This is a genomic window from Propionicicella superfundia DSM 22317, from assembly GCF_000423465.1.
In the GTDB taxonomy this organism is placed as follows: Bacteria; Actinomycetota; Actinomycetes; order Propionibacteriales; family Propionibacteriaceae; genus Propionicicella; species Propionicicella superfundia.
Genome location: NZ_AUIA01000012.1, coordinates 32,519 through 59,272 on the forward strand (window position 1 = coordinate 32,519; position 26,754 = coordinate 59,272).

A 26,754-nucleotide genomic window follows, 5' to 3' on the forward strand; every position below is an offset into this window, starting at 1 on the left:
TACTCGCGGCGCCGGGCTCATTCCTTTTGTCATGGTTTTCTGGGCGAAAAGCGCCGCGAGTACGATCTGCTCAATGATCCCGGACTCCGTGCACCGCCATGGCGACCGCTGACGCGCGCGGCCGCACGCTGGCCGTCTTCGGTCCGGGCAAGGTCGGCGAGGCGATCGGGCGCCTCGCGCTCGCGGCCGGATGGGACGTGCTGTACGTCGGGTCTCCGCGCCACACCTCGCTGCAGCCCTTCCTGGACGTGTCCGTCCCCGGCTCTGTCGCGGTCGGCCACGAGGACGCGGCGCGCCGGGCGGACGTCATCGTCCTCGCGGTCCCCTACGGCGCGGCACGCACCCTGCCGTGGCACCTGTTCGCCGACCGGCTCGTCGTCGATGCCATGAACCGGTGGCCTCCGGTCGACTGGTCGCGCACGCCGCTGCCGGAGCGGTCGACGTCCGAGGAGCATGCCCTGCTGAACCCGAGGATGCGCCTCGCCAAGACACTGAACCATCTGGGGTTCGGCGACCTGGAGGACGATTCTCTGCCGGCCGGCGACCCGCTACGCCGCACCCTCGCCTTCGCCACGGACCATGACCGCGACCGGGCCACGCTCATCGGCCTGCTCGACGATCTGGGATTCGATGCGCTCGACCTCGGCCCGCTCGCGGAGGGACGCTGGCTCGAACCCGGTTTCGCGGGGTTCGGCCGTGACCTGGACGCCGCCGGGTTCCGCGCGGCGATCGCAAAGTCTAGATCACTCTACGGAAACGGCTAGATATCGGCAGAGACGGGTAGCCCCGCCGCGTCACCGCTTGGCGAGACTCGTGATGACCCGGAAGGTGCCGAGCCCGGCGAACAGCAGGTACATGGCGACTGCGGGAACGTACCCGGACCAGATCTCGGGGTTGGCGATGTTGTCGATCGTGAGCGCCATCGCATCCGAGGCGAAGAAGCCCTCGTCGATCGCGTAGAAATAGATGTCGCTGCCGACTCCGACGACCAGCGCGAGCACGGCGCCGAGGAGGATCATCACGATCAGCGGGACAGCGCCCTTCCTGGGTGCGGTCTTCGCACCGACGCCGTACAGCCAGATCGCGGCGGCAGCCATCACGAAGCTCGTGATCGACGCGAAGAAGCCCATCCGCCAGATGATGGTCGACAGGACGACGCCCAGCAGGATCCCGCCGACCGCGAAGAGCAGGCCCGCGCCGACGCGTTCGGGGCCGGCGGGTGCCTGGGCGACCGGGACGCCCGGGGCGGCGTACGCCCCCGGAACCGGCGCTCCCGGCGCGGCGACGCCCTGCGGCGGGTAGCCAGGAGGCGCGACCGGCGGATAGGACCCTGCCGCGCTCGGCGGGGCGCCGAAGCCGGGCACGGCACCGCCCTGCGGGGCGGAGGGGTATCCGTCCTGCGGAACGGAAGGGTAGCCGCTCGGAGCGGCAGGCTCGTAACCGCCCTGCGGAACCGACGGATAACCGCCCGGGGCGGTCGGCTGGTAGGCGGAGGGGTATCCGCCCTGCGGAACCGACGGGTAGCCGCTCGGAGCGGCAGGCTCGTAACCGCCCTGCGGAGCCGGCGGGTAACCGCCCGGGGCGGTCGGCTGGTAGGCGGAGGGGTAGGCCTGGCCCGACGGCTGCGGCCAGGCCGGGTCGGGCGCGGAACCGGCGGCCGCGGCGTAGGGCGACGACGCGTAGCCGTCCGGCACTCCCGCCGAAGACGGCGCGGCATAGGGCGACGACGCGTAGCCGTCCGGCGCCCCCGCCGGAGGGGTCAGGGTCGAGGGACCGGTCGAGCCCGCCGCAGGCTCGGTGGGGCCGGCGACGGGGGCGGTCCAGGCCGGGGCGTCCAGCGGTGCCGCCCCCAGGCCGTCGGCGGACGTGCGAAACGCGTCGAGCGGCGGCGGAGCACCGTCCGCGGCTTCGGGAGTGAATCGCGCGCCGGTCGTGGCGGGGTCATCGGAGAAGGGCTGCTGCTGCACATCGTCGGGCACGAGTTCCCCTTTGAATGGGTGGACCTGAGGGGACAATACACGTTCTCAGAGCCGGAAACCCCGGTCCCGTGGACAAGGAGAGGTCCCGGGCGGGCAGAGGGGCCGGCGCCGGCGGCGCCCGGCATGCGAGGAGGGGATGCTCCACGGTCGCCGTCGGGGACGCCGCGATCATGTCGCCGTTCCGAGGTGCGGGAGGGTCGTCCCGGCGCGCCGGGACGTTGGGACACTTGGCGGAGGGCCTTTCGGCCGCCGACGTCGCCCGCACAGAAAGAGACCCCTGGATGACCACGCACCCCGCTGTGTCCCATGTCCTCGATCCGGACACGCTCCCGGCCGGAGTCCGGCCCGCCTTCGCCTCCGTGCTGCGCCGAAACCCCGGCGAGACGGAGTTCCACCAGGCCGTCTACGAAGTGCTGGCATCCATCGAGCCCGTGCTGCGGGAGGAGCCGTCCTATCTGGGCGACGGGATCCTGGAACGGCTCGTCGAGCCCGAGCGCCAGATCATCTTCCGCGTCCCGTGGGTGGACGACGAGGGCCGGGTCCACGTCAATCGCGGCTACCGGGTGCAGTTCTCGTCGGTCCTGGGGCCCTACAAGGGCGGTCTCCGGTTCCACCCGTCGGTGAACAGTTCGATCATCAAGTTCCTCGGGTTCGAACAGATCTTCAAGAACGCGCTCACGGCGCAGGGCATCGGCGGCGGGAAGGGCGGCTCCGACTTCGACCCGCACGGGCGCAGCGACACCGAGATCATGCGGTTCTGCCAGTCGTTCATGAACGAGCTGTACCGGCACCTCGGCGAGCACACCGACGTCCCGGCCGGCGACATCGGCGTCGGCGCGCGCGAGGTCGGGTACCTGTTCGGCCAGTACCGCAAGATCACCAACCGTCACGAGTCGGGCATGTTCACCGGCAAGGGCACCGGCTGGGGCGGCGCCGAGGTGCGTACGCAGGCCACCGGGTACGGCACCGTGTACTTCGCGCAGGAGATGCTGCAGGCGCGAGGACTGTCGCTGTCAGGGCGGCGCGTCCTGGTGTCGGGGTCGGGCAACGTCGCCATCTACGCCATCGAGAAGGCCCACCACGTGGGCGCCCTGCCGATCACCGCCTCGGACTCCTCCGGCTGCGTCGTCGACGAGTACGGCATCGACGTCGAGCTGCTCAAACAGGTCAAGGAGGTCGAGCGGCTGCGCATCTCCGCCTACGCCGAGCGCCGCCCCGGCGCTCGCTTCCTGCCGGGACGCCGCCCCTGGGAGGTACCCGGAGAGGTCGCGCTCCCCTGCGCGACGCAGAACGAGCTGGACGGCCGGGACGCCGCGTCCCTCATCGCCAACGGGGCCCTGGCCGTGGCGGAAGGGGCGAACATGCCCTCCCTGCCCGAGGCGGTCGACGCGTTCCAGGAGGCCGGGGTGCTGTTCGCGCCGGGCAAGGCGGCCAACGCCGGCGGCGTCGCGACATCGGCTCTCGAGATGAGCCAGAACGCCGCACGGCAGCGCTGGACGTTCGCCGACTCGGAGCAGAAGCTGCGCGACATCATGTCCGCGATGCACACGGCGGCGCTGGAGGCGTCCGAGACGTACGGCCGTCCCGGCGACTACGTCGTGGGGGCGAACTGCGCCGCCTTCGTCAAGGTCGCCGACGCGATGGTCGCCCAGGGCGTCATCTGAGGCGTGCCTCCTGGAGCCGTGGCCGGGTGAGCTCGGCACGGAACCGCTGCACAGGCCCTACGCGTCGTCGGGCTCCTGCCGGGGCTTGTGCATCATGAACCGGAGAGCGGCGAAGCGAAGCAGGGTCGCCGTCGCGTTCGCCACGATGAGGACGAAGACCTCGGCTCCCCGGCCCGCGGCGGGCGCCAGGCTGTGCAGGGCCCACAGCGAACCGCTCGTGAGGCCGAGCGCAGCCGCGAACGCCAGCAGACCGCCGAGCTGGTGCGCGAGCGCCCCCTCGCTGCCGCGGATGCCGAACGTGAGCCGGCGATTGGCGGCCGTGTTGGCCACGGCCGTGACCAGCAGGGCCACGAGGTTCGCCGCCTGGGCCCCGACGACGTCGCGCAGCAGGAGGTACAGCACGAAGTACGCCACCGTGGACGCGACCCCGACGACCCCGAAACGGATGAGCTGCGACAGCAGCCCCACCGGCGTCGCCGGCGCCGGGGCCGACCGCCGCAGGGACGCACGCACCCGGTCGAGCGGGACGCGTCCGGACGTCAGTCCCGTGAACAGCCGCCAGATGCCGCGCAGGTCCTCGGTCGCCGTGGCGACGATGTCGACCGTCGAGCCCGGGTCGTCCACCCAGTCGACCGGCACCTCGTGGATGCGCAGCCCCGCGCGCTGCGCCAGCACCAGCACCTCGGTGTCGAAGAACCAGTTGTCGTCCTCGACCAGCGGCAGGAGCTCACGGGCGACATCGGTGCGAATCGCCTTGAACCCGCACTGCGCGTCGCTGAAGCTCACGCGCAGGGTCCCCCGCAGGATCAGGTTGTAGGTGCGGGAGATGAACTCGCGCTTCGGCCCGCGCTCCACCCGCGAGCCGCGTGCGAGCCGGGAGCCGATCGCGACGTCGGAGTGTCCGCTGACGAGCGGTGCGACAAGGGGCAGCACGGCCTTGAGGTCGGTCGACAGGTCGACGTCCATGTACGCGACGACATCGGCCTCGCTCGCCAGCCACACCTGTTTCAGCGCCCGGCCCCGGCCCTTGAGATCGAGGTGGACGGCCTGCACGGTGGGACGTTCCTGCGCCAGGTCCCGCGCGACGGCCCACGTCGCGTCCGTGGATGCGTTGTCGGCCACCGTGATCCGGTAGTCGTAGGGGAACGACGCGGCCAGGGCGTCGTCGAGACGCCGCACGGACTCGGCGAGGTCGACCTCTTCGTTGTAGACGGGGACGACGAACTCGACGGTGGCTGTGCGGGCGGACGGACGGTGGTCGCGGGCGGTGCCGTGATGGGTGACGGTCATGTCCTCGGATCACTCGCTCTCGGTGAGGTCGTAGACGGTGGTGGTGCCGACGGTCTGGGCGGTGAAGTTCTCCTCCACCCAGGTGGCGATCTCCGACGCCGCGTCCGAGCCGCCGTTCTGCTGGCCGCCGATCGAGCCGGCGATGTAGTAGTGGATCTTGCCCTCGGCGACGTACTGCGTGAACTGCTCCAGGGTGGGCGACGGATCGGAGCCGTTGAAGCCGCCGATCGGCATCACCGCGTACCCGGAGGCGAGCTGGTAGCTGGCGGCGTTCTGCGAGCCGGTGGTCGCGGCGACCCACGTGAAGCCGTCGGCGTTCTCGCTGAGCAGCGCCACGAGCTCCGAGCTCGCGTCGGTGCCGTTGAGCAGCCCGCCCATGCCGCCGCCGGTGCTCATCCCGTCCTGTCCGGTCGGTGCCTGCTGGCTGGTTCCGGTCGTCTGCCCGGAGTTCGAGGTGCCCGGGAAGCCGCCCTGGGGAAGGTTGCCCGTGCCGCCGGGCCCGCCCTGGCCTCCGGGCGCCTGCTGGCTGGTGCCGCCCGGACCGCCCTGGCCCATGCCGCCGCGTCCGCCGCCGAAGCCGCCGCCCGAGCTCGTGACGGGCCCGGCGGTGACGATCGAGCCGGTGTGCGCCGTGGCCGCGGTCTGGATCGAGTACGCCGTCGGGCCCGCGAGCCCGGCGGCCAGGGCCGCCACGAGGGCGGCCGATGCGAGGATGCGCGGCAGCCTGTGGGCGAGGACCAGGGCCGCGCCCGCGACAAGGCCGACCGCCAGCACGCCCCAGCCGAGCATCGCGTACAGGCCGCCGGCCTGCTGCAGCAGCACAACGGCCCAGATCGCCGAGCCGATGGCGGCGGCCGCGAGCGCGATGCGCGCGACCCAGCCCTGCCGGTGCGCCCACACGACGCCGCCGCCGAGCGCGAGCGTCCCGCCGATCGCCGGAGCAAGGGCGACGGTGTAGTAGTCGTGGTAGATGCCGCTCATGAAGCTGAACACGGCCGCGGTGATCACCAGCCAGCCAAGCCACAGCGCGACGCCGCCGCGCAGCAGCCGGTACCCGGCCGCCCGGTCGTCCTCCATGCCCTTCAGCCGTCGGCCGAGCAGCACGAGCGCGACGATCCCCAGCACGAGCGCGGCGGGGATGAGCCACGACACCATGCCTCCCGACACGTCGGTGAACATGCGGAGCAGGCCGCCGGTGCCGGTGCCGGGACCGGCCTGGTTGCCGCCGCCCACGGAGCCGACCTCGTCTCCGGTGATCCGGCCGAGGCCGTTGTAGCCGATGATCAGCTCGAGGATGGAGTTGTTCTGCGACCCGCCGATGTAGGGGCGCAGGCTCGCCGGAGTGAGCTCGACGACGGCGACGTACCAGCCCGATGACACGACGACGGCCGCGAACGCGATCAGCAGGTCGACGAGCTTGCGCTTCCAGGTTGCCTTGGTGGCGACGATGTAGACGAGGACGAGGATCGGCAGGATCAAGAACGCCTGCAGCATCTTCGTCAGGAAGCCGAAGCCGATCGCGACGCCGGCGGCGAGGAGCCACCGCCGGGAGCCGTTCTCGGTGGCGCGGAGCGTGAAGTACGAACTCAGCGTGAGCAGGAAGACCAGCAGCGCGTCGGGGTTGTTGAACCGGAACATCAGCGTCGCGACGGGGGTGAGCGCGAGGGCGGCGCCGGCCGCGAGCGCGGTCCAGTGCGCGAAGCGGGCCGGGTCGGACCGCGGGGCCACGCGTTCGAGCGCCGGCCAGCCGCGCAGGACCGTGCGGCGCACGGACGCGTACAGGACGGCGACGCTGCCGACGCCGAGCAATGCCTGCGGCACCAGGATCGACCACGAGCTCAGACCGAAGATCCGGACCGACAGGCCCATCAGCCACAGGGAGGCCGGGGGCTTGTCGACGGTGATGGAGTTGCCGGCGTCGGAGGAGCCGAAGAACCAGGCGACCCAGTCCTGGCTGCCCGCCTGGGCGGCCGCGCTGTAGAACGAGTTGGCGTACCCGTTCTGGTCCAGGCCCCACAGGTACAGGACCGCCGTCCCCACGAGGAGGGCGGCGTAGGTCCCGGCGCGGAGCCAGTCGCGGCGCCGCCTCGCCGGGGCCGGTTCGGCGATGGGCGCCGTCGGCCGGGCGGGCGGATCGATCACGGAAGCAGTCATGCCCACAAGAGGACCTCGGTGCCTTGTGGCAACCATGTGGGCTTTCTTTGACAAGTCTGTGAGCCGTCCCGTGGCTACGCTCCGGCCGGGTCGCTACGCCTGGGCCGCGATGCTGCCCGTCCCCCGGTAGCTTCCCGGCCGGAGCGTAGCTACGCCGGCGCGGCGCTGAGCCCCGGGATCGTCCACCGAGGGCTCATCCCGGCATCACGGGACGATGTGGCCCGCTGCCCGGTACAGCTCGTACCACTCCGCCCGGCTGAGCACGACGTCGGCCCCCTGCGCCGCCGCGGTGAGCCGCTGCGGATTCGTGGTTCCGAGCACGACCTGCATCTGCGCCGGGTGGCGGGTGATCCAGGCGGTGGCGATCGCCTCGGGCGGGACGCCGTACTGCGCCGCCAGTCTGTCGACGACCGCGTTCAGCTCGGCGAATTCCGGGTTCCCGAGGAACGGCCCGGTGAAGAAGCCCGCCTGGAACGGCGACCAGGCCTGGATCGTGATGTCGTTCAGGCGGCAGAAGTCGAGGGTGCCGATCGTCCGGTCGACCGACTGGTCGAGGGCGCCCATGTTCATCGCCAGACCCTGGGTGATCAACGGCGCATGGGTGATCGACAACTGGAGCTGGTTGGCCACCAACGGCTGCCGCACGTACCTCTTCAGCAGGTGGATCTGGGCCGGCGTGTGGTTGGAGACGCCGAAGTGGCGCACCTTGCCGGCCGCCTCCAGCTCGTCGAACGCGCGGGCGACCTCCTCGGGCTCCACCAGCGCGTCGGGGCGGTGGAGCAGCAGGATGTCGATGTAGTCGGTGCCGAGCGCGGCCAGTGATCCGTTCACGGCCTCGACCAGGTGGTCGTAGGAGAAGTCGAAGTACGGCCCGTCCTTCACGATGCCGGCCTTGGTCTGCAGCACGATCTCGGCACGTTGGGACGCCGTGAGCCGCAACGCCTCGGCGAACCGGGCCTCGCAGCCGTGGGCGGGCAGGTTGCCGTAGATGTCGGCGTGGTCGAAGAAGGTGATCCCGGCGGCGAGGGACGCGTCGAACAGGGCGCGCACCTCGGCGTCCGACTTCTCCTGGATGCGCATCACGCCGGTGACGATGGCCGGGACGACCAGGTCGGTGCCCGGCAGGGTGAAGGTCTTCATGGTGTTCCTTTGCTGGTGGTCCGGGTGGGTCAGGATTGCGAGAGGAGGGCGATCTCGTCGGCCGAGAGCGTCAGTCCGACCGCCTTCACGGAGTCCTGGACGCTGGCGGGGCGCGAGGCGCCGGGGATCGGGATGACGATCGGCGCGAGGGCGAGTTCCCACGCGAGGGTGACCTGCTGGGGACTGACTCCGTGTGCGGCTGCGATCCTCGCGAAGGCGGCGTGCCGGCCGCCGAGCGCCGCAGCGTTGCGGATGCCGCCCAACGGGCTCCACGGCAGGAAGGCGATCCCGAGTGTCGCACAATGCTCCAGTTCGGCGAGCGACGAGCGGTGGGCGGGGGAGAACTGGTTCTGCACCGAGACGAGCCGGCCGCCCAGGATGTCGTTCGCCAGGTCGATCTGGGCGACATCGGCGTTGGAGATCCCCGCCTGCAGGATGACGCCCTCGTCGAGGAGCTCGCGGATCGCGCCGATCGAGTCGGCATAGGGGACGTCGGGGTCGGGTCGGTGGAACTGGTACAGGCCGATGGCCTCGACGCCGAGCCGCCGGGCGGACGCCTTGGCCGCCTCCTTCAGGTGGTCGGGACGGCCGTTCTGAGTCCACGTCCCGTCGCCGGGACGCAGGTGGCCGCCTTTCGTGGCGACGAGGACCTCGGACGTGTCACCGCCGTAGCCGGCCAGCGCCCGGGCGATCAGTTCCTCGTTGTGCCCGACCTCGCCGGCGTGCAGATGGTAGGCGTCCGCGGTGTCGATCAGGGTGACGCCGGCGTCCAGCGCGGCGTGGATCGTCGCGATCGAACGGTCGGCGTCCGGTCGTCCCTCGATGGACATCGGCATGCCGCCGAGACCGATCGCGCCGACCGTCCGGGAACCGAGGACACGCTGAATCACGGGGAGCCTCCCTCTCGCGCTGATCGCAGGTCGGGGTCGCCCGCGCTGACTCCGTTCACCCTAGGAGCGGGTAACCTAGAAGTCCAACAAGTCTATTTCATTCGTTTCAGAAGAGATGCGCATCAATGGACCTGCGTCAGATGGAATACGTCGTCGCGCTCGCCGACGAGCAGCACTTCACGCGGGCGGCCGCGCTGTGCGGGGTGTCCCAGTCGGGACTGTCGGCCGCGATCCGCGGCCTGGAGAAAGAGCTGGGCACCGTCCTGTTCACCCGGACGACGCGTCACGTCGAGCCCACCGACGCGGGCCACGCCCTGTTGCCGTATGCCCGCGAACTGCTCAGCCGGGCCAGTGCGGGGCGCGATGCTGTGGTGCGCGCGACCCGCGCCCTGTCGGGACACCTGAGAGTGGGGGCCGAGCAGTGTCTCGGGGTCGTCGACGTCCCCGGCCTGCTCGAGCGCTTCCACCGGCGCTATCCCCAGGTGGTGATCCAGTTCACCCAGGCCGGGTCCTATGACCTGCTCGACCTGATCCGCGCCGGGGAGCTCGACGCGGCCTTCGTCGCCACGCCCGACCACCTCGGCGCACTCGACCGGATCGAGCTGGCGCGGTGTCCGATCGTCGTGCTGAGCCCGCCCGAGCACGCCCTCGCGGCGCAGCCCCGTCTCGCCTGGTCGGACCTCGACGGCCTCGACTACGTGGACTTCCACGAGTCCTGGGCCGTGCGCTCCCTCAACGACGAGGTCTGCCGCACGCACGGTGTGCACCGACGGGTCCGATGCACGGTCAACGACAGCCACACCCTGCTGGATCTCGTGCACCGCGGCCTCGGGGTGGCGATGGTGCCTCAGACCATCGCGTCCAAGCCTCAGGCCGCCGACCTGGTGGTCGCTCAGCTCCCGGCCGACGCCGGGCCCGAGTGGGTCGTCTCGGCGGTCACCGGTCCGAAGAGCGCGGAGACCGCCGCCGCCGTCCATCTGCTGGAGTTGCTGGACATCCCCTGCGCGACGTGAGCGCTGCGGGCCGACCTCCTTCGCCCTGCCCACAGCCCTGTCCACACCTGTGGAGAACTACACCGGTGTAAGTCTCTGCTCAAGCGCCGGTGCGGTGGATCAGCCCAACCGACAAGGCAGCTCGATCTGTTGGATGTCGTCGCTCGAACGCAGCACCTGAATGATCGCCGGTGCGGGCTTCGAGAACAGGTCGGGAAGATCGGTCTCACCGAGGGATGCGTCGAGATGGAACGCCAGTTCCTCCTGGCGCAGGTCGAACTCGGCGTTGACCCCCGGCTTGTTGCCCCGCACATCCAGACGGTGCCATCCTCCGTCGAGGTGCACTGCGACCAGCCCGTGGAGCACGAGCCGGCTCTCGCTGCGCACCAGTTGGTAGCACAACCCGGTCGGGATCCCCGAGAGACGGTAGAGCGCCGCTGCCAGGTGGGACTTGGCGTAGCACAGCCCTGTGCGGTGGCGCAGCACCTCGCTCGCGATCAACGTCACTGTCGTGTCGCCCGCATCAAGCGAGTGTCGGATCTCGTCGCGGACGAACAGGTAGATCGACCGTGCCAGCGCCACGGGGTCACGGATGTCCCGGACGATCGCAGCATGAGCCGAGCGCACCTCGGCGTGATCGAGGTCGATCACTGCCGAGCCGCCCAGGTAGGCCTCGAGGTCTCCACACTGGGCCAGAAGGTTCACCACGCCCGGAGACTATCAACGCCCCGCCGGACCACTTCTCCTGGGGGCCCTGCTGCGGGGCTCCCGCGACGTACGGCCTGTCTCTATCCGTACGCGCCGACCAGTTTGACGCTAATTTGGGGGAACTGACAAACTGTCGCTATCCCCAAAGGAGGTCCAAAGTGCAGGCGCCGATCACGTCGACCCTGAGCAGGATCGAATCGGGCGCCGCCAGCGGCGGCGACCTCGAGGGAGCGCACCTCGATTTCAAGACCGAGGGATCCACGCTGAAGGAGACTGCGCAGGACCTCGCGGAAGCCGCGCTCTGCTTCGCGAACGCGTCGGGAGGAACGATCGTCGTCGGGATCCACGACAAACGAAGAGGCGACGAGGCCTTCGTCAGCACCGAACTCGACCCGGCGATCATTCGAGCGAGGATCTACGAACTGACTGAGCCACCCCTCACTGTGGAGGCCGAGGCGCTGCAGTACAGCGGACATCGTCTGGTCGTGATCAGGGTAGGCGAGGGACTCGCCGTCCACACCACCAGGAAGGGCGCCGCCACCCGCCGGGTTGAGTCACAGTGCCTGCCCATGCGGCCCGAGGAGATCGCCCGGATCACGGAGGAACGGCGCGGCGCCGACTGGAGCGAGAACAGCAGCGGGCGCGAGATCAGCGAGGTCGATCCTGTGGCCGAAACGGTCCTGCGCTCCTACCTCACGACTGCGGGAAAGGAGCAGCAGCGTCGTCTGGCGCCCCTGGAACTGCCGGCTGTCCTGCAGGAACTGGGCCTCCTGGTCACAGGGGCGACCACACTCAACCATGCCGGGGCGATCCTGTTGTGCGGCCCCAGAGCCGGAGAGAACCACGAAGTGCTGGTCTACCAGCACCGCCGAACAACAGCCGGGGAGTCTGACCTGGTCCGCAGGTGGCAGGCACCGTCCTTGATCGCGTTCCGGGAGTGCCTGGAACTCATCAGTTCGCGCACCACCAGCTACCCGCTTACAACGAGTACCGGACAGCAACTCACCCTCAGCGACTTCAGCCCGGATGCCATCCGGGAAGCGCTCGGAAACGCCCTGATCCACGGTGACCTCCGCGGACGCAGGCCGGTGACGATCGAACACTCCCCGGAGCAACTCTCCATCACTTCACCGGGGCCACTGGTCACCGGGATCACACCGGCGAACATCCTCACGCACGGTTCCAAGCCAAGGTTCAGGGCGCTTGCCCGGGCGATGCGCAGCATCGGGCTCGCCGAGGAACTCGGTCAGGGCGTGGATCGGATGTACCGCGAAGCGGTCAAGAGCGGCCAGGACACCCCCTCCGTGGCGGTGATCGACGGAGATGCCCCCGAGACGGTCGTGCAGTTCAAGGCCGGCCCGCCGAACACCAGACTCGCCCGCTTCCTCGCAGAGATGCCACCAGACGAGCAGAACGACACGGATGCCCTTCTCATCACACACCTGCTGTGTACCCGGAAGTCGGTGTCGGCCACCGAGGTCGCGCCCGTCATCCAAAGGAGTGTCGAGGATGCACAGGCTGCCCTGCACAGGCTCGCGGCAGGAGACGCACAGATCCTGGAGGCCACCACCGGGACCGTGGGCCGCCGCAACCCCCGCTACAGATTCACGGGACCGAGTCTCGCGCGGCTGGGTTCGGCCGTCGCGTACAGCAGGCGCAACAGGTCCGACTCGGATCGGAAGGTCATCGAGCACATCCGTGACTACGGCACCATCAACAACGCGACACTCCAGCGGCTCTTCGATGTTGATGTCTACGCCGCGAGGGACATGCTCCAGGAGCTTGTGGGGCGCGAGATCCTCGTCCGCGTCTCCTCACAGACACGTGGCAAGTCCGTCCGATACGGCCCTGGGCCGCGCTTTCCCACCAAGGCCACCAGGCGAAGAGGCAAGGCGGAGCCGCAACTTCCGCTCGACGAGTAGGCGCGGTACGCCCCGTTCCCCACCCGCGGCACGCCACCCGCGAAGCGGCTGCCAGAAGGGTGCTCGGGCCAGTGTCATAACGTCACGAGTCTCGGAGTCTTTACCCGCCCCTCATCTCAGAATCCCCAGCCTGAGCGTGTTTCTGTGTCGGATTCGCCGGGGCCGGACAGACGGCAGGCTATTCTGAACGCCTTCAGTGAACGCATTCAGGAGGAAGCGTGGCGACGAGATCGCAGGCCCGCGCCGCAACGGTCGCGAAGGTGACGGAGGCGGCCTCGAAGATCTTCGCCGAGCAGGGCTACCGGGCGGCGACGATCCCGCTGATCGCGAAGACCGCCGGAGTGTCGGTCGGCACGGTGGCGAGCGTCGGGTCCAAGGACGACCTCTTCCTGCGCAGCGTGGAAGAGCTCTCCACGGCGAACTCGCTGGCGATGATCCGCGCGGCGTCGGCGGCGTCGACCGTCACCGAGCGGGTGTGGGCCTATACGGGGAGGATGGTGGAGGTCTCCATCGCGACGCCGGGCCAGATCCAGGACTACTTCGTGGCCTACCTGCGGTCGTCCGACCACGAGCAGAACCTGGCCCGCGTCCACGAGGTCACCGACGCGCTTCGCGGGCTGTTCCCCGACGACGGGCTGCCGCCGGAGGAGTCGCCCGCCGCGTTGGCGGCGTCGGTGATCTGGCTGTCGTTCTCGGCGCTCTGCTTCTCGCTGGCGGCGTCCTCCGTGCCACCGGATACGGCGCGCCGGCTGATGCGGTCGATCGTCGAGGCGCAGTGTGCCCCGTTCGACGCGGCAGAGCGGGCCGCGCGGTGAAGGTCACGCTGGTCAGCTATGGCAGCACGGGCGACGCTCTGCCGCTGGTGGCGCTCGCGGCCGGGCTGGATGCCGCAGGCCACCGGGTGGTGACGGTCGGCGACCAGGCCGGTGCGGGCCTCGCCGCCCGTCACGGACTCGAGTTCCATGCCCTGGCCGGCAGCTTCCAGGAGTTGATGGAGCCGGGGCGGCCCGCGGCGCTGGCCGTCGAGGCGGGCCATTTCACCTGGAAGTCGCTGAGGGACTACGACGCCCACGACCGGGCGCGGCTCGCGCTCATCCAGAAGGTCGCCCGGGGATCGGATGTCGTCGTGGCGATGCCCACCGCGCACTATCACGCCCTCGCCGTCGCCCGGGACATCGGGGCCCGACCTGTCCTCGCGGTTCTGCAGCCCCTCGCGCCGACGCACGCCATGACGCCCGCCGGGGCGGGGCTGCCCTCACTGCCCCGGGTGCTCAGACGTCCGGCCGGCAGGCTGGTGCAACGGGCCGGCTGGCTGAACGCCAAAGGCCCGCTCAACGACGCGCGCCGGGCGCTGGGCCAGGCTCCCGTCGAAGACCCCACCCGCGACGCCTTCACCCTCTGCGCCTGGTCGCCGACACTCGTTCCGCACCCCGACGACTGGCCCACAAGCCGATTCGCCATCACCGGACGCTGGCACCTCCCCACGCGCCACGGGGAACCGGACCCCGCCCTCGACGCGTTCCTCGACGCCGGCGAGCCCCCGGTCTATGTCGGGTTCGGTTCCATGCAGGGCTTCACGGGCATGCACCGACTGCTGGACGCCCTCTTCGCGGGCCTTGCGCCCCGGCGCATCGTCCTGGCGTGCGGCTCGGGCACGCCGAGCGACGAGGACCTGCCCGCGGGCGTCCACCGGGTCGCCGGTTTCGTCCCCCACGACTGGCTGTTCCCGCGCTGCGCCGCCATCGTCCACCACTGCGGTGCCGGCACCGCCCACCAGGCGGTCGCCGCCGGCGTCCCGTCGATCCCGGTCCCGATCTCGATGGACCAGCCGTTCTGGGCCGACCGACTCCACCGACTGGGCGTCGCCTCAGCCCCGCTGAACCCCCGAAAACCCGGCGTCGAACTCGTCCGGCGAGCCGTCGCGGCGGCCGAGTCCCGGCCCGTGAGGCGCCACGCCGCCGAGCTCGCCCGGCGCACGGCGGACGAAGACGGCATCGCCGCCGCGATCCGACAGATCGAACGACTCGGGCACTGAACACAGCACCCGAGGCTCGGCGCCGCGAGCGGCGGAACCGGACGACGCCTCGGGCAGGCCGCCTCAGACGGCCGTGCCGATGCGCTCGGAGAACTCGACGAGCCGGTTCGAGAAGCCCCACTCGTTGTCGTACCAGCCGAGCACCTTCACCTGGTTGCCGACGACCTCCGTCAGGGGAGCGTCGAAGATGGACGAGTGCGGGTTTCCGACGATGTCGGCCGAGACGAGAGGGGCCTCGGAGTACTGCAGATAGCCGGACAGCGGCGCCGTGGCGGCGGCCTCGGCGAAGGCGGCGTTGATCTCGGCCGCTGTCGCGGTCTGCCGCACGACGACGGTGAGGTCGGTGATCGAACCCACCGGCACCGGCACCCGCAGGGCAAAGCCGGTCAGGCGTCCGTCCAGCGCGGGGATCACCTTTCCGATCGCCTTCGCCGCACCCGACGACGTCGGGATGGTCGACACCGCGGCGGCGCGAGCCCGGCGGAGGTCGGAATGGGGGGCGTCGTGCAGCCGCTGATCGCCGGTGTAGGCGTGGACGGTGGTCATCAGACCGCTCTCGACGCCGAAGCGGTCGTTGAGCACCTTCGCCAGCGGCGCGAGCGAGTTCGTCGTGCAGGAGCCGTTGGAGAAGACGTCCGAGGCCGTCGGATCGAGGGTGTCGTCGTTCACGCCGAGCACGAACGTGGGGACGTCCCCCTTCGCGGGCGCGGAGACGATGACCTTGCGGGCGCCGCCACGAAGGTGCGCGAGCGCCGTGGCGCCGTCGGTGAACCGCCCCGTGGACTCGATCACCACGTCGGCACCGTACTCACCCCACGGAATGGCCGCAGGATCGGCCTGGGACAACACGGTGATCCGGTTGTCCCCGACGCCGATCACGGTGCCGTCGACGGTGACGCCGTCCAGGTGGCCGGAGATCGAGTCCCACTCGAGCAGCGTCGCCAACGTGGCGGCATCGGTCAGGTCGTTGACCGCCACCACCTCGACATCGGCCGCGTTGGCCAGCGCGGCGCGCAGGTAGCTTCGACCGATCCGTCCGAAGCCGTTGATCCCGATGCGAACAGTCATCTCACACTTCCTTCGTTTCGGTCGCGGCAGGCGCCGCGACGCGGAGAGCGGTCGTCGGCACGGCCGCTCGGAGCAGGTCCAGGGCACCCGCACAGGCGGCCTCGAACGGACCGGGGTCCTGCGCCGCGATCGCCAGCACATAGCCGCCCTGGATCGTCGCCGACAACGTGCTGGCCAGGCGATCCGGATCCAGGTCGTCGCGAAGCTCCCCCCGTGCCATCGCGTCCCTGATCACCGCGGCCAGGCCCTCGTGCACCGCCTCGAACGCCGCGGCGACCGGGGCGAGCAGGCCCGGATCGGCCGCCACCAGCGGATCCTGCGTCATCCGCCCCACCTTGCAGCCCCGGAGCGCCGCGCGCGGACGACGCAGGTAGGCGGTCAGCTTCGCCAGGGGATCGCCCGGCGCCGTGAGCAGTTCCTGCGTCGCCGGCAGCAGGTCGGCGCAGTTGCGCTCGAGGGCCGCCAGGGCGAGGTCGCGCTTCCCCGCGAAGTGGTGGTACATGCTGCCCTGGCCGACACCGGAACGCTCGCGCACCTCACGGGGGCTGGTCGCGGCATAGCCGCGCTCCCACATGAGGTCGCTCATCGCGACGACCAGACGCTCCCGGGAATCCACGCCCTCACTGTACCTACCTCCAGGTACAGACTCAACTCGTCCCTGCGCCTTCGGCCGTCCGGGCCGCCTTCGGCTTCCGGGCGGTGACGGCGAACTTCCTGCCCTGGTAGCCGTACTTCCAGTGTTCGAGGTTTCGCCGGCTATTGCGATACCGATCCGCGCGGATGCGAATGTCCACGTACCCCGCCTCTTCGAGCAGCCTCCGATCCAGACGCGGACGCTCGGCGTGCACGGCGGGAAGCTCCGAGAACGCCGATGCATTCCTGTCGCGGCCTTCCGTGGACGACCTCTTGCCTTCCGTCAACCGGATGAGTGCCCGGGACAGCGTCTGCCACGCCGACAGACGCGGAGATCGGCGCCCGCGCCGGTAGTCGCCGTCGTAGACCGCCAGGACGCCTCCCGGTCGAAGGATCTCAAGCCACCGCCGGTAGGCGGCCGCCGGATCGTACAGCGTCCACACCACATCCCGGGAGACGATGGCGTCCATCGAATCGGTCTCTTCGCGCTCCAACAGGACGGCGTCTCCGCGGTACAGATGGGCGTCGATTCCCTGGCGGGCCAGATGGCGCGCGGCGGATCGCACCATCTCCTCGGACCCGTCGACGCTCGTCACTCGATGCCCGAGCCTGGCCAGGATCACCGTGAAGAAGCCAGGACCGCAGCCGATGTCCAGCACATCCGACGACGGACGTCCGACGACGGACGACAACTCCTCGGTCCAGTGGCCCACATCGGCGCCGTTCGACAGTTGGCGGCGAACGATGCGGTCGTAGTCCGACGCGCCGTCGGACCACAGGTCCTCCAACTCCCGACTCATCGCGTCCTTCGTCCGCCCCGAACTCTCGGCACCGCGGGGCACACGACGACGGCGACTCATCGGATCCCCGCCACGACATAGTCGTCGAGGTGCTGCCACACCGTCCCGACCTCTGCGAATCCCGCGCTACGCAAAGCCTCCAGATGGAATCCGAGACTGACCGGCATGACGCCGCCGCTCTCGGCCCAGACCGTCGAGCGCCGGGCGACGGCCTCGGCGTACGCCGGGGCCGCAGACGCCGCTGCCCACCAGTCGTCCCAGGTGTCCACACCGTCGCCGAAGCACCTCTGCTGCTGCTCACGATCATCGGCGGCGGCGACCCGTCGCAGCGTGGGGTTGGACGTCGCGTCGTACAGCAGATCGTCGCCGTTGAGAAACACCCCGCCAGGAGCGATCAACGGGGCCAGCTCGCCGTAGACCCGCGCGAGGACGTCCGGGCTCAGCCAATGCAGAGCCGTAGAACTGATGACCGCGTCGAAGGGCCCGTCGACCGTCCTCACCCACTCCGGGGTGTCGAGATCGCCTTCGACAACCTGCACCTGCGCATCGGACGCGAAGACATCGGAGGCGATCGCCAGCAGGAGAGGATCCTTGTCGAGCGCGACGACCGTCGAAGAAGGGAACCTCTCCCGCACGAGCCGGGTCAGCGACCCGGGGCCGCTCGCGAGATCGAGCACCCGGGCCTGCGGGGGGCATAGGTGCCCGATCACCCGGGCCATGACGTCGAATCGCCCGGCTCGCTGGCGAACATAGGCGGTCTGCTGAGCATCCCAGCGGTCGAGGAGGTGCCTGGGGGTCGGCGGAGGAGCGAGCGGAGCGGCGTGGGTCATCGGGGACTTCCTTCGTGAGCGAGCAGGTTCGATGTGACGTTGCGGTGTTCGGCCAACATGAGGTGAACGCGGCCGTCAGGCAATGGAAGGACACACACCGGCACGTGATAGACCGGTTCGAGATTGTGCGCCGTGAGGACGTCGGGTGGAGGCCCACAGGCGACTGTCCGCCCCCCGTCGAGCAGCAGGACCTGGTCGCAGTAGCGAGCAGCGAGGTTCAGATCGTGCAGAACGACGATGACCGTCGCTCCCATCTCCCGGACGGTCCCCAGCACCTCGTGCTGCAGCCGAACGTCGAGATGGTTGGTGGGCTCGTCGAGCAGCAGGTGATCCGCGGACTGAGCGAACGCCCGGGCGAGGAGTGCCCGCTGGGCCTCGCCACCGGAGATCTGCGACATCGGTCGTTCCGCCAGATCCCCGATGCCCAGGCGGTTCAGCGCCTGCGCGCACACCTCGTAGTCGTCGGCTCCCGGGGCGGACAGCCACGACCGATGGGGCAACCGGCCCAGGAGAACCGTGTCCGCGACGGACAACGCGATCTCTGCATGCTCCGACTGGGGAACGACGGCCAACCGGCGTGACACCTCTCGCCGGCCGAGCCGGGCGAGCGGCCGGCCGTCGATCTCCACGGTTCCCTCGATGGGGGTCAGGGAGCCGTACAGGAGCCGCAACAGCGTCGTCTTGCCGCTCCCGTTCGGGCCGACCACCCCGAGTGTGCGACCCGTCGGCACCTGAAGGTCGACCCGATCGACAACGGGCCGCCCCCGGCGGGTGAACACGAGTCCGCGGGCCGTGATCACGGCAGGTCGTCGAGCGCCGAGGTCAGCTTGCTCACCCCCGCGATGGACAGCGGTGTCGGCGGGTCGGTGAACGGGAACTGCAGTGCGATGATCCGGTTGTTCTTCACGGCCGACAAGGCCTCGACTCCCGCCACGGCGCGGAAGTTCGCCATGGCTGTCTCCGCGGTCCCGTCGGAGAACAGCAACACGACGGTCTCCGGGTTCTTCTGCAGCAAGTCCTCGATATTCACCTCGAAGACCCGATCGGCGGTGTCGGCGTAGACATTGGAGAGCCCCGCCGCCGCGAAGACGGGGGTGACCATGCTCGCGGCCCCGTACGGGTAGAGGGTTCCTCCTCCGGTCGGAACGTACAACGCGACAGCGCTTCCCCTGTCCGTCGACGTCGTCGGCACCGTGGACGTCAGCTCGCTGATTCGCTGTTCGGCCAGCTCGGACTTCCCGAGCAAGGTACCGAAGGTGCGGAGCTGCTCGTACACCAGGTCGAAGGTCGCCGCGCCGGAACTCTGCGTGCCGGCGTTGTCGCAGTAGGCCGGAGGGGAGTACAGCGCCACACCCGAGGCCGCCAGTGTCTCTCGGTCCACCGCGTTCTCGGGAGCGAGCACGAGATCGGCTCCGGAATCGAGGATGGTCTCGATGGAGATGATCGATCCGCCTGTGGACCCGGTCTCGGTGGCGACGAGCCGGATGCCCTTGAGGGCGCTGAGCACCTCATCGGAGTAGACCCCCTCGACGGGCTCGGCCGTGCGCGCCACCACGAGATCGAGAGCGTCGAGTTCGGCGAGGATCGCGATGTCGTCGTTGTTCACGATGAAGATGCTCGTGGGCGCCGCGTCCAGGGTGACCTCGGCTCCGCAGTTGGTCACTGTCACGGGAAAAGCGGCGGCCCCTGACGACGGGGACGACGGGACGGCGACGGGGCTTCCGCATGCTGTGAGGACGATGGCGATCCCGGCCAATGCGGCTACAGATCGAAATCGGTTGACCATTGTGACTCCATTCAATGCGTTGCACGGCGAACCATGGCGCTGCGCCGTGTTGTCTTTTTCTGGTGGACGAGGGCCAGGAGGAACGGTGCCCCGACGAGGCCGGTGATGACCCCGATGGGCATCTCCTGCGGAGCGAAGAGCATTCGGGCTCCGACATCGGCGAGGACGAGGAAGGCCGCCCCGAGGAGAGCCGAAGCGGGGATGAGCACGCGGTGCCGGGATCCGACCAGGGCTCGGGCGAGGTGGGGGATGACGAGTCCGACGAACCCGATGCTTCCCGCCCCGGCGACAACGACTCCGACCGCCAGCGACACGACGAGCATCAGCACGATGCGCGCCGTCTGTGGTGTGACTCCCAAGGTGAGAGCCGCCTCGTCCCCGGAGGCGAGGACGTCCAGGGTGCTGGCCTGCGCGCCGAGAAGGACGAGGACGACCAGGCCGACCGCCGAGGACAGCATGGCCGTGGACCAGTGGACGTTCGCCAGGGAGCCGAGCATCCAGAACATGACGGATCGACTGGACTCTGCCGAGTCCGACGTGAAGATCAAGAAGTTCGTCGCAGCGCTGAGCGCGTAGCCCACGGCCATCCCGGCCATGATCAGCCGCATGGGGCCACCTTCACTGCGGGATCCCGCGATGGCCAGAACCAGCAGGGTCGCACCCAGAGCCCCGAGGAAGGCTGAGCCCGACAGCAGGAGGGCTCCGCCCCCACTCCCCGCGAAGACGACGATGGCGATGGCCGCTCCGGTGGAGGCGCCGCTGTTGACGCCCAGGATGTAGGGGTCGGCGAGCGGATTGCGGACCATCGCCTGCAACGCCGCGCCCGCCATGGCCAACGTGGCGCCCGTCGCCATCCCCATGATGACTCTGGGGACACGCGTGACCCACACGATCGTGTCGGCCGTCACCGACCATGTCCGTTCGCCGGGAGCCGCGATGAGGTGGTGGCCGATGATCCGGACCACGTCGGGCAACTGGATGTAGGCGGGACCGATGCCGGCCGAGATGAGGGCGACGAGGACACACACCACTGCCGCCACGATGAGGAGAAGGGCGGATCGCCGATGGTGAGCCTGGAGCACCCGCCCGGTGATCTCCGGAGCCGACGAGCCGGCGGAATCGGTGATCTCGTCCGCGCGTGGGCCCGACATCGGCGTCCTTCCCGCTGCAATACGCGGAGAAGCCGAGGAGGCCTACCCGTGTGTTCGCGACAGCGTGTAGTGATGAAGCTCTTGAGGAGGGTTGGTCCGACTCATCGACAACGTCGATCTACGGTTGCGCGTCAGTGCCGGGATTAGACCGGCTTCTTCCCTCCGCAAGATATGAAGTTTCAGCAGCGACGCTACCCTCCCTGGCCTGACCGGCGCGGCCGTTACCCGAAAATGAGGGATCGGCTTGCCTCGTCACGGCCGGGTCCAGACGAACCCGCTCACGGTCCGATCCCGTGCCGCTCGACCTGATTCCGCGCCGCGCCTCCACTCGCGAGACGGTTGCGGCACACCATCCTCGGCACCGGGCGTGACTTTCCGCGCCGGATTCGGCTGCGCAATGGGAGCGCCGAACGCTCTGGAACTGGCGGTTTCGGGCGGGTTTCCGGAGGTTTGGGAGCGTTCGGCGCCTCGTCCCGGCCGTCGGGCAGGCCGGGTCCCGGGGCTGGCCGGCCGGCGCGCTGTGGCTCTTCTACCGCTCGTCGACGGGGTCGTAGGTCGGATAGCCGAGCGATGTGGCCGCGGCAAGCATGGTGGTGTCGTGGCTGACGATCGTCGCGTCCAGGCCTGCGGCGATCACGGACCCGAGGTGGATCGCGTCAAGGGTCGTGACGCGGGGCTGGATCGCCTCGGCGGCAGCCAGCACCCCTTCGGTGATCGGCACGAGGCTCAGGGCGTCGAGAACTTCGTCGCGCCGGTTCACCGGCAGTCCTTCACGACGGAGAACCCGGGTGAGTTCTGTGCGAAGGATGCGCGACGAGACCACCAGATGCTCGTCCTGGGCGGTGACGTCGTCGACCCAGGCGGCCGCCGAGGGCGAGTGGCCGAGCAGCGCCCGCAGCGCGACCGACGTGTCGAGGTAGAAGATGGTCACCGGTCGCGCTCGTCTGCGAGCAGTTCGTCGACCGAGGCCGCGGTGCGCACCTCGTGGGCGGGCAACTCCGCGAGCTTCGAACCGGTGCGTCGCTTGCGGGGCAGCAACTCGATCCCGTGTGCTCGGGGAACGATGCGGGCGATCTCGCGGTTGTGGCGGGTGACTCGGTAGACCTCCCCGGCTTCGACGTCAGCGAGCATGGCCGTCGGATTCTGCCGCATCTGGCCGACCGTGATCGTCTTCATGACTCGTTCTAGTCCGAATGTCTACCTAGATCTACGACGGCAATGCGCTCTCGGCCGGGCGTCGCGACGGCCGAATCACAGTGATGTAGTTCTCCACAGGTGTGCAGAACTCGGTGGACGGGCGATCACCGCTGGGCGGCACCGATGGCGTGCAGGTCGTCCAGCACTGCGCGGACCGCCGCCCGGGCGAAGCGATCGGGACGTCCGAGGGCGAGGATGGAACGCTCCGAGCGGACGTCGGTGAGCGGGATCGTGACGAGGTCGGGGCGTGGACGCGTGGTGAACCGGGGCAGCATCGCGCACCCGAGACCGGCGGCCACCAGCGCCTCGACCAGCCGGTTGTCCCGGAGCCGCTGCACGACGTTGAGGGCGGCGCCCGACCGGTTCTCGATGGCGATCCGCACGGTGTCGAAGGGAAACCCGAGGGGGACGCCGATCCAGTCCTCACCGCCGAGGTCGGCCGCGGTGAGGCCGACACGACCGGCGAGCCGATGGCCGACCGGGAGGGCGACATCCAAGGGCTCCCGGACAAGCACCTCGACCGCCACGCGATCGGCCCAGGGCGGGACGTCCGTCAGGCTGTGCCCGATGACGATGTCATGATCGGCGGCCCGCGTCGCGAAGTCGGCCTCCGATACGTCCTCGTCGGCCACCTCGATGCGGATCGGCGAGTCTGCCCTGCCCATCAACAGCGGCGGCACGAGGTACTCCGCCGCGCTCGGCAGAGCCGCGACGGACACCGCGCCGGCGGGCTCATCCTGCAGTGCATCCAGGTCCCTCTGCACCTGGGCCAGGGTCACCGCTACACCCACCGCGCCGGCAGCGAGCACCTGGCCCGCACGGGTGAGCCGGAGCCGGCGGCCGTCCGGCTCGACGAGCGGGACGCCGAAGGCCCGCTCGGCCGTGTGGAGCTGCTGGCTGACCGCCGACGGGGAGCGGAACGTCGCCTCGGCGACCGCAGTGATCGTGCCCCGGTCGGCCAGTTCGCGAAGGAGTTCGAGATGCCGCAGATCCATGAAGGAAGCCTAAAGGTACCCTTCGCAATAGTCCGCTTGTCCTTCACCGAAGGATCCACCAGGATCAGCCCCGTGCCCCTCCGTCACCGCCTGCTCGCCGTCCTCGTGGCCGTCATCTGGGGCGTGAACTTCCTCGCGATCCACGCGTCCCTGGAACAGTTCCCGCCGCTCTTCCTCGTGGCGCTGCGCTTCGCCCTCATCGCCGTCCCGACGCTGCTGCTGGTGCCTCGGCCGGCGGTGCCCCTGCGCTACCTCCTCGGCTACGGGTTGGGGTTCGGGGTCGTCCAGTTCACCTTCCTCTACGCCGGGATGGCAGCCGGGATGCCGACCGGACTCGCCTCGCTCGTGCTGCAGGCGTCCGCCCCGTTCACGCTCGTGCTGGGACGGCTGCTGCTCGCCGAGAACGTCTCGGCCCGCGCATGGGCGGGGATCGGGATCGCGGTCAGCGGACTGATGGTCGTCGGTCTCGCCCGCGCCCAGGCCGCGGCGTTCGTGCCGTTCCTTCTGGTGCTGCTCGGAGCGGTCGGCTGGGCATTCGGGAACCTTGCGAGCCGCCAGGCCAAACCGCCCAACCCTCTGCACCTGACGCTGTGGATGTCGGTCGTCGTCCCGGTGCCGATGCTTGTCCTCTCCCTGCTCGTCGAGGGACCGGGACGCATCGCCGCCGCATGGGCGGGGGCGTTCGACGCCCCGGCCGCGCCCGCGTGGCTCGGGCTGGCGTATACCTGCATCATCGGGACCGCGGTCGGGTCGGGCATCTGGACGTGGCTCATGGCCCGGCACCCGGCCGGCGTGGTGGCTCCCTTCTCCATGCTCGTGCCCGTCGTCGGCATGCTGACCGCGGCCCTTGCCCTGGGAGAGGTTCCCGGCGCGCTGGAGGTCGCCGGAGGCGTCCTCGTCGTCACCGGTGTGCTTGTCGGAGCGCGACGCCGCGCCGGACGCCCCACGCCGGCGGCGACATCCGCACCGCCCGACACGGTCGAATCGGTGACGTGACGCCGTACCCCGGGTCAGGACGCGTCGCGCAGCGCGTCGAGCATGCCGAGCATCAACCGCGACGGTTCCTCGGCGACGCCGGCTGGTGTGTCATCGACGTCCGGGACGCTCGACGCGCGTCGTCGACGACCAGGGACGACAGGTGGGCCCGAGGTCATCCGGAGACCTCGGGCCCACGTGTCGGAACGGGGGAGGAGAGGTCCCCCGCGCCCCGGTCACCCCTTGGGGAAAGGCTCCCGAGGCCCGGACGGGCAGCGTCGCTGCGCTGCTGTCGGTCCGTCCCGGCGCGACACCGGGCGAGAGGGCCGCTCCTCAGGAGCAGCGACCCGTGGAATGTGCCTGGCGAGCGAAGCGATGACGTTCATGCGCAGGAAGCGGCGCCGCTGTATCCGCGTCAGCTCGACCGGTCGTAGAAACCGGAGCGCTCGAGGTGGGCCACGGCGTCCTCGCGCGAGGAGACGCCGAGCTTGTGGTAGAGCGACCGGATCTGTGTCTTGATGGTGTTGACCGACACGAGCAGCGTTCCGGCGATCTCGGCCATGGTTCCCTGCCCGCGGAGCTGATGCGCGACGAGGGTCTCCCGCTTGGTCAGGCTGGGAGGGACGGGGAGGTCCGTCGGGACGGTGATGAAGGAGGCCAGCGCATTCGCGCTCAGCTCGTCGATATCGCTCGCGAGATGGGGCTGCCGGGCCCGGAGTCGGGCGAGGAGTTCCTCCAGGTCACCACGGGGCACGATGCTGAGGGGGACACCCGTCGCGCCGGTCGAGCGGTAGAGGCTGAAGGCATCGGCGAGGGCGGCATCCGCGGCGGCGTGATGACCGAGACGGTGGTTGGCGATCGCACGCTGCAGCAGCACCGGAGGCAGGGTGCGCAGGCAGTGGTCGGTGCCCAGCCGCATGCATCCATCGGTCGTGACGAGCGCCTGCCGGTCGTTCCCGAGAAGCAGGTACGCCGAGGCGCGGTGGACGTCGTAACACAGCGCGTGCCCAGGGGACGACTCCCTGCCGTCCAGCAATTGGAGCACGCGCTGCGGCTCGCCACGGGCGGTCAGCACCGTCGCGACGAAACCGGTCGCGAACCCCTGCACGATCAGGGGGATGCGTAGCTGATCGCTGCTGTTGGTGACCCGGGTGATCGCGGCGAGGGCCTCGCTGTGCCGGCCTCGGATCAGCAGCTCGATCGCCTCGGCATAGCAGGCCATCGCGACCCACGCCGGGTCTCCGGGCTGACCGCGCCGGAACCGTTCCGCGCAGGTGACGAGCGTGTCCACGTCGAGGGTGTCATAGGCGTGCAGGACCTCCCCCACCAGGAGCAGATAGGCGGTCGACGTGTTCTCCCAGCCGTGCTTCCGCTCCAGTTCGTGGGCGGCGTTCGCCGACTCCCGGGTGAGGCCGAGTTCGCCGTTGAGCGCCCTGTTGACGGTCAGCAGTTCGAGGGCGCGAAACAGATGCGCATCGTCACCGGCCGCCCTGGCGTACTCGGCGGCATTGCGCGCGCACGCGCTGCCGCGTCGGGGCAGGCCGAGGGCCGCGTATGCCTCCGATGCCGCAGCCCAGCAGGCCGAAAGAGCGGCGTCGCCCAGATCCGCCTTGCGCGCGGCCGGCAGGAGGGCGCGCTCCGCGTCGGCCAGCGCCACCGCCTCGTACACGGCATTCGCACGGGTCTTGACCAGGATCATCGCCGCGGTGACCCTGCGTCGCGCCCCGTCGCCGAGACCCTCGAGATCGGCCGGAACGGCGGCCACGAGCTCGTCGTGGGCTGCCCTCGACGCGACCGCCCCCGGCAGCGCGGCGGTCAGCACCTCGACGGCGGCCCGCACCAGCGTCTCGGCGCGGGGGTCCGGATCGTCCGCGTGGGGGCCCGGCAGGTCCGGGACGTCGCCCGGCTCGGATCGGCTCGTCACCGGCTCGTCACGTGTCATCCCGGCTCCTTGTCCTCCGCGCACGACGGTGGTGAAAAGACGCCGGGTCCAGCAGGAAGACCGCGATGAGCAGGAGGCCGGCCGCAACCACCGTGAGGATTCCGCCTCTGCTCTGCAGCACGAGCGCGACGTTCCCCAGGTACGGGACGTGCCACATGTATCGACCTGCCTCGGAGACCGTGTACGTCGATGAGTCCGGAGTGCGGTTCGCATCGCCTTGGAGCGTGAGCTCGTAGCTCCCGGAGTCGCCGGGCTCCATCGCGACGATCCGGTGCGTCACCAGGCCTCCGACCCGAGGTCGCTCGACAGTGACGACGTCACCGACCGCGAGCTCGGCGGCCGGAACGGTCCGGGTGAAGACCACCGAACCGGTGGGGATCGCCGGCTCCATCGAACCCGAGATCACCACGAGCGGGCGCACGCCGACCAGGAAGGACACCCCGAAGGCGACGAGGCACACGACTCCGAGCGCTGCCGCAAGGGTCAGGATCACCGAGCGCACGACCGACCACACCCGCCAGGGCAGCGACAGGCTCCCCCGGCCCTCTTCCGCGCTACGCCGCGGTGTGTCGACCCGGACGCGGCCCGGATCGTGCTTCACCA

General features: G+C 70.0%; 25 protein-coding genes. 7 read left to right on the forward strand and 18 right to left on the reverse strand.

Features of this window, described 5'->3' with window-relative positions:
• Positions 1–98 precede the first annotated feature (98 nt).
• Positions 99–764: an NADPH-dependent F420 reductase gene (locus tag G555_RS17080; protein ID WP_036920581.1), complete on the forward strand. Its 666-nt coding sequence runs from the start codon at positions 99–101 to the stop codon at positions 762–764.
• Between the two features lie 30 nt (positions 765–794).
• Here the strand turns inward: G555_RS17080 and G555_RS0101075 are convergent, their stop codons facing one another.
• Positions 795–1,979 (reverse strand): hypothetical protein, encoded by a 1,185-nt coding sequence (locus G555_RS0101075; RefSeq protein WP_028707448.1) that lies wholly within the window; start codon positions 1,977–1,979, stop codon positions 795–797.
• Positions 1,980–2,260: 281 nt separating this feature from the next.
• Here G555_RS0101075 and gdhA point away from each other — a divergent pair, with 281 nt between their 5' ends.
• Complete coding sequence (gene gdhA / locus G555_RS0101080) at positions 2,261–3,643, forward strand: NADP-specific glutamate dehydrogenase (protein ID WP_084634492.1); 1,383 nt, start codon at positions 2,261–2,263, stop codon at positions 3,641–3,643.
• Positions 3,644–3,700: 57 nt separating this feature from the next.
• Here the strand turns inward: gdhA and G555_RS17085 are convergent, their stop codons facing one another.
• The 4 genes from G555_RS17085 to G555_RS0101100 form a co-directional block, all read right to left on the reverse strand.
• Complete coding sequence (locus G555_RS17085; protein ID WP_051208136.1) at positions 3,701–4,933, reverse strand: bifunctional glycosyltransferase family 2/GtrA family protein; 1,233 nt, start codon at positions 4,931–4,933, stop codon at positions 3,701–3,703.
• Positions 4,934–4,942: 9 nt separating this feature from the next.
• The gene (locus G555_RS17090; protein WP_051208186.1) at positions 4,943–7,087 is read right to left on the reverse strand and encodes an ArnT family glycosyltransferase; all 2,145 of its coding nucleotides are present in this window, start codon (positions 7,085–7,087) and stop codon (positions 4,943–4,945) included.
• A 204-nt stretch (positions 7,088–7,291) separates the two neighbouring features.
• Positions 7,292–8,227: an aldo/keto reductase gene (locus tag G555_RS0101095; protein ID WP_028707450.1), complete on the reverse strand. Its 936-nt coding sequence runs from the start codon at positions 8,225–8,227 to the stop codon at positions 7,292–7,294.
• A 29-nt stretch (positions 8,228–8,256) separates the two neighbouring features.
• Positions 8,257–9,117, reverse strand: a complete 861-nt coding sequence (locus G555_RS0101100; protein WP_028707451.1) for an aldo/keto reductase — start codon at positions 9,115–9,117, stop codon at positions 8,257–8,259.
• 125 nt (positions 9,118–9,242) lie between these two features.
• Here G555_RS0101100 and G555_RS0101105 point away from each other — a divergent pair, with 125 nt between their 5' ends.
• The gene (locus tag G555_RS0101105; RefSeq protein ID WP_028707452.1) at positions 9,243–10,130 is read left to right on the forward strand and encodes a LysR family transcriptional regulator; all 888 of its coding nucleotides are present in this window, start codon (positions 9,243–9,245) and stop codon (positions 10,128–10,130) included.
• A 99-nt stretch (positions 10,131–10,229) separates the two neighbouring features.
• On the opposite strand, the gene G555_RS0101110 is transcribed toward G555_RS0101105, so the two are convergent.
• Positions 10,230–10,817 carry a transglutaminase-like domain-containing protein gene (locus tag G555_RS0101110; RefSeq protein WP_211223124.1) on the reverse strand — a complete coding sequence of 196 codons (588 nt, stop codon included), beginning with the start codon at positions 10,815–10,817 and terminating at the stop codon, positions 10,230–10,232.
• Between the two features lie 158 nt (positions 10,818–10,975).
• On the opposite strand from G555_RS0101110, the gene G555_RS17095 reads away from it, so the two are divergent.
• From G555_RS17095 to G555_RS0101125, 3 genes are all read left to right on the forward strand, one after another.
• The gene (locus tag G555_RS17095; protein ID WP_084634494.1) at positions 10,976–12,739 is read left to right on the forward strand and encodes an RNA-binding domain-containing protein; all 1,764 of its coding nucleotides are present in this window, start codon (positions 10,976–10,978) and stop codon (positions 12,737–12,739) included.
• Positions 12,740–12,957: 218 nt separating this feature from the next.
• A complete protein-coding gene (locus tag G555_RS22715; RefSeq protein WP_028707454.1) occupies positions 12,958–13,554 on the forward strand; it encodes a TetR/AcrR family transcriptional regulator in 597 nt (198 codons plus the stop codon).
• A complete protein-coding gene (locus G555_RS0101125) occupies positions 13,551–14,774 on the forward strand; it encodes a glycosyltransferase (protein ID WP_028707455.1) in 1,224 nt (407 codons plus the stop codon). Before G555_RS22715 ends, G555_RS0101125 begins: the two co-directional genes overlap by 4 nt.
• Before the next feature lie 63 nt (positions 14,775–14,837).
• On the opposite strand, the gene gap is transcribed toward G555_RS0101125, so the two are convergent.
• The 10 genes from gap to G555_RS0101175 all read right to left on the reverse strand — a co-directional run bounded on the left by gap (position 14,838) and on the right by G555_RS0101175 (position 23,234).
• Positions 14,838–15,842, reverse strand: a complete 1,005-nt coding sequence (gap, locus tag G555_RS0101130; protein WP_028707456.1) for a type I glyceraldehyde-3-phosphate dehydrogenase — start codon at positions 15,840–15,842, stop codon at positions 14,838–14,840.
• A 1-nt stretch (position 15,843) separates the two neighbouring features.
• Entirely contained in the window at positions 15,844–16,458 is a 615-nt protein-coding gene (locus G555_RS0101135; RefSeq protein WP_028707457.1) for a TetR/AcrR family transcriptional regulator, read from the reverse strand.
• A gap of 31 nt (positions 16,459–16,489) precedes the next feature.
• Positions 16,490–17,275, reverse strand: a complete 786-nt coding sequence (locus G555_RS20940; protein ID WP_051208143.1) for a class I SAM-dependent methyltransferase — start codon at positions 17,273–17,275, stop codon at positions 16,490–16,492.
• Positions 17,276–17,331: 56 nt separating this feature from the next.
• A complete protein-coding gene (locus tag G555_RS17105; RefSeq protein ID WP_051208145.1) occupies positions 17,332–18,105 on the reverse strand; it encodes a class I SAM-dependent methyltransferase in 774 nt (257 codons plus the stop codon).
• Complete coding sequence (locus tag G555_RS17110; RefSeq protein ID WP_051208148.1) at positions 18,102–18,905, reverse strand: ABC transporter ATP-binding protein; 804 nt, start codon at positions 18,903–18,905, stop codon at positions 18,102–18,104. Before G555_RS17110 ends, G555_RS17105 begins: the two co-directional genes overlap by 4 nt.
• Positions 18,902–19,774 (reverse strand): ABC transporter substrate-binding protein, encoded by an 873-nt coding sequence (locus G555_RS0101155; RefSeq protein ID WP_169337841.1) that lies wholly within the window; start codon positions 19,772–19,774, stop codon positions 18,902–18,904. The genes G555_RS17110 and G555_RS0101155 overlap by 4 nt, the downstream gene beginning before the upstream one ends.
• Positions 19,775–19,902: 128 nt before the next feature.
• Entirely contained in the window at positions 19,903–21,042 is a 1,140-nt protein-coding gene (locus tag G555_RS0101160) for a FecCD family ABC transporter permease (RefSeq protein WP_051208150.1), read from the reverse strand.
• 529 nt (positions 21,043–21,571) lie between these two features.
• Positions 21,572–21,973, reverse strand: a complete 402-nt coding sequence (locus G555_RS0101165; RefSeq protein ID WP_028707460.1) for a PIN domain-containing protein — start codon at positions 21,971–21,973, stop codon at positions 21,572–21,574.
• A complete protein-coding gene (locus G555_RS0101170; RefSeq protein ID WP_028707461.1) occupies positions 21,970–22,218 on the reverse strand; it encodes a type II toxin-antitoxin system Phd/YefM family antitoxin in 249 nt (82 codons plus the stop codon). The genes G555_RS0101165 and G555_RS0101170 overlap by 4 nt, the downstream gene beginning before the upstream one ends.
• 125 nt (positions 22,219–22,343) lie before the next feature.
• Positions 22,344–23,234 carry a LysR family transcriptional regulator gene (locus G555_RS0101175; RefSeq protein ID WP_028707462.1) on the reverse strand — a complete coding sequence of 297 codons (891 nt, stop codon included), beginning with the start codon at positions 23,232–23,234 and terminating at the stop codon, positions 22,344–22,346.
• Between the two features lie 72 nt (positions 23,235–23,306).
• On the opposite strand from G555_RS0101175, the gene G555_RS0101180 reads away from it, so the two are divergent.
• Positions 23,307–24,230 (forward strand): EamA family transporter, encoded by a 924-nt coding sequence (locus G555_RS0101180; protein ID WP_028707463.1) that lies wholly within the window; start codon positions 23,307–23,309, stop codon positions 24,228–24,230.
• A gap of 394 nt (positions 24,231–24,624) precedes the next feature.
• On the opposite strand, the gene G555_RS0101185 is transcribed toward G555_RS0101180, so the two are convergent.
• Both G555_RS0101185 and G555_RS17115 read right to left on the reverse strand, forming a co-directional pair.
• The gene (locus tag G555_RS0101185; RefSeq protein ID WP_028707464.1) at positions 24,625–26,151 is read right to left on the reverse strand and encodes a helix-turn-helix transcriptional regulator; all 1,527 of its coding nucleotides are present in this window, start codon (positions 26,149–26,151) and stop codon (positions 24,625–24,627) included.
• A complete protein-coding gene (locus G555_RS17115) occupies positions 26,141–26,752 on the reverse strand; it encodes a signal peptidase I (RefSeq protein ID WP_169337842.1) in 612 nt (203 codons plus the stop codon). The genes G555_RS0101185 and G555_RS17115 overlap by 11 nt, the downstream gene beginning before the upstream one ends.
• Between the last annotated feature and the right edge of the window lie 2 nt (positions 26,753–26,754).

What these genes read in the sequence shown, in the direction of transcription:
- G555_RS17080 (WP_036920581.1), top strand. Translation starts at nt 99, where the DNA reads ATGGCGACCGCTGACGCGCGCGGCCGCACGCTGGCCGTCTTCGGTCCG.
- gdhA (WP_084634492.1), top strand. Translation starts at nt 2,261, where the DNA reads ATGACCACGCACCCCGCTGTGTCCCATGTCCTCGATCCGGACACGCTC.
- G555_RS17085 (WP_051208136.1), bottom strand. Translation starts at nt 4,933, where the DNA reads ATGACCGTCACCCATCACGGCACCGCCCGCGACCACCGTCCGTCCGCC.
- G555_RS17090 (WP_051208186.1), bottom strand. Translation starts at nt 7,087, where the DNA reads ATGACTGCTTCCGTGATCGATCCGCCCGCCCGGCCGACGGCGCCCATC.
- G555_RS0101095 (WP_028707450.1), bottom strand. Translation starts at nt 8,227, where the DNA reads ATGAAGACCTTCACCCTGCCGGGCACCGACCTGGTCGTCCCGGCCATC.
- G555_RS0101105 (WP_028707452.1), top strand. Translation starts at nt 9,243, where the DNA reads ATGGACCTGCGTCAGATGGAATACGTCGTCGCGCTCGCCGACGAGCAG.
- gap (WP_028707456.1), bottom strand. Translation starts at nt 15,842, where the DNA reads ATGACTGTTCGCATCGGGATCAACGGCTTCGGACGGATCGGTCGAAGC.
- G555_RS20940 (WP_051208143.1), bottom strand. Translation starts at nt 17,275, where the DNA reads ATGAGTCGGGAGTTGGAGGACCTGTGGTCCGACGGCGCGTCGGACTAC.
- G555_RS17105 (WP_051208145.1), bottom strand. Translation starts at nt 18,105, where the DNA reads ATGACCCACGCCGCTCCGCTCGCTCCTCCGCCGACCCCCAGGCACCTC.
- G555_RS0101160 (WP_051208150.1), bottom strand. Translation starts at nt 21,042, where the DNA reads ATGTCGGGCCCACGCGCGGACGAGATCACCGATTCCGCCGGCTCGTCG.
- G555_RS0101170 (WP_028707461.1), bottom strand. Translation starts at nt 22,218, where the DNA reads ATGAAGACGATCACGGTCGGCCAGATGCGGCAGAATCCGACGGCCATG.
- G555_RS0101175 (WP_028707462.1), bottom strand. Translation starts at nt 23,234, where the DNA reads ATGGATCTGCGGCATCTCGAACTCCTTCGCGAACTGGCCGACCGGGGC.
- G555_RS0101185 (WP_028707464.1), bottom strand. Translation starts at nt 26,151, where the DNA reads ATGACACGTGACGAGCCGGTGACGAGCCGATCCGAGCCGGGCGACGTC.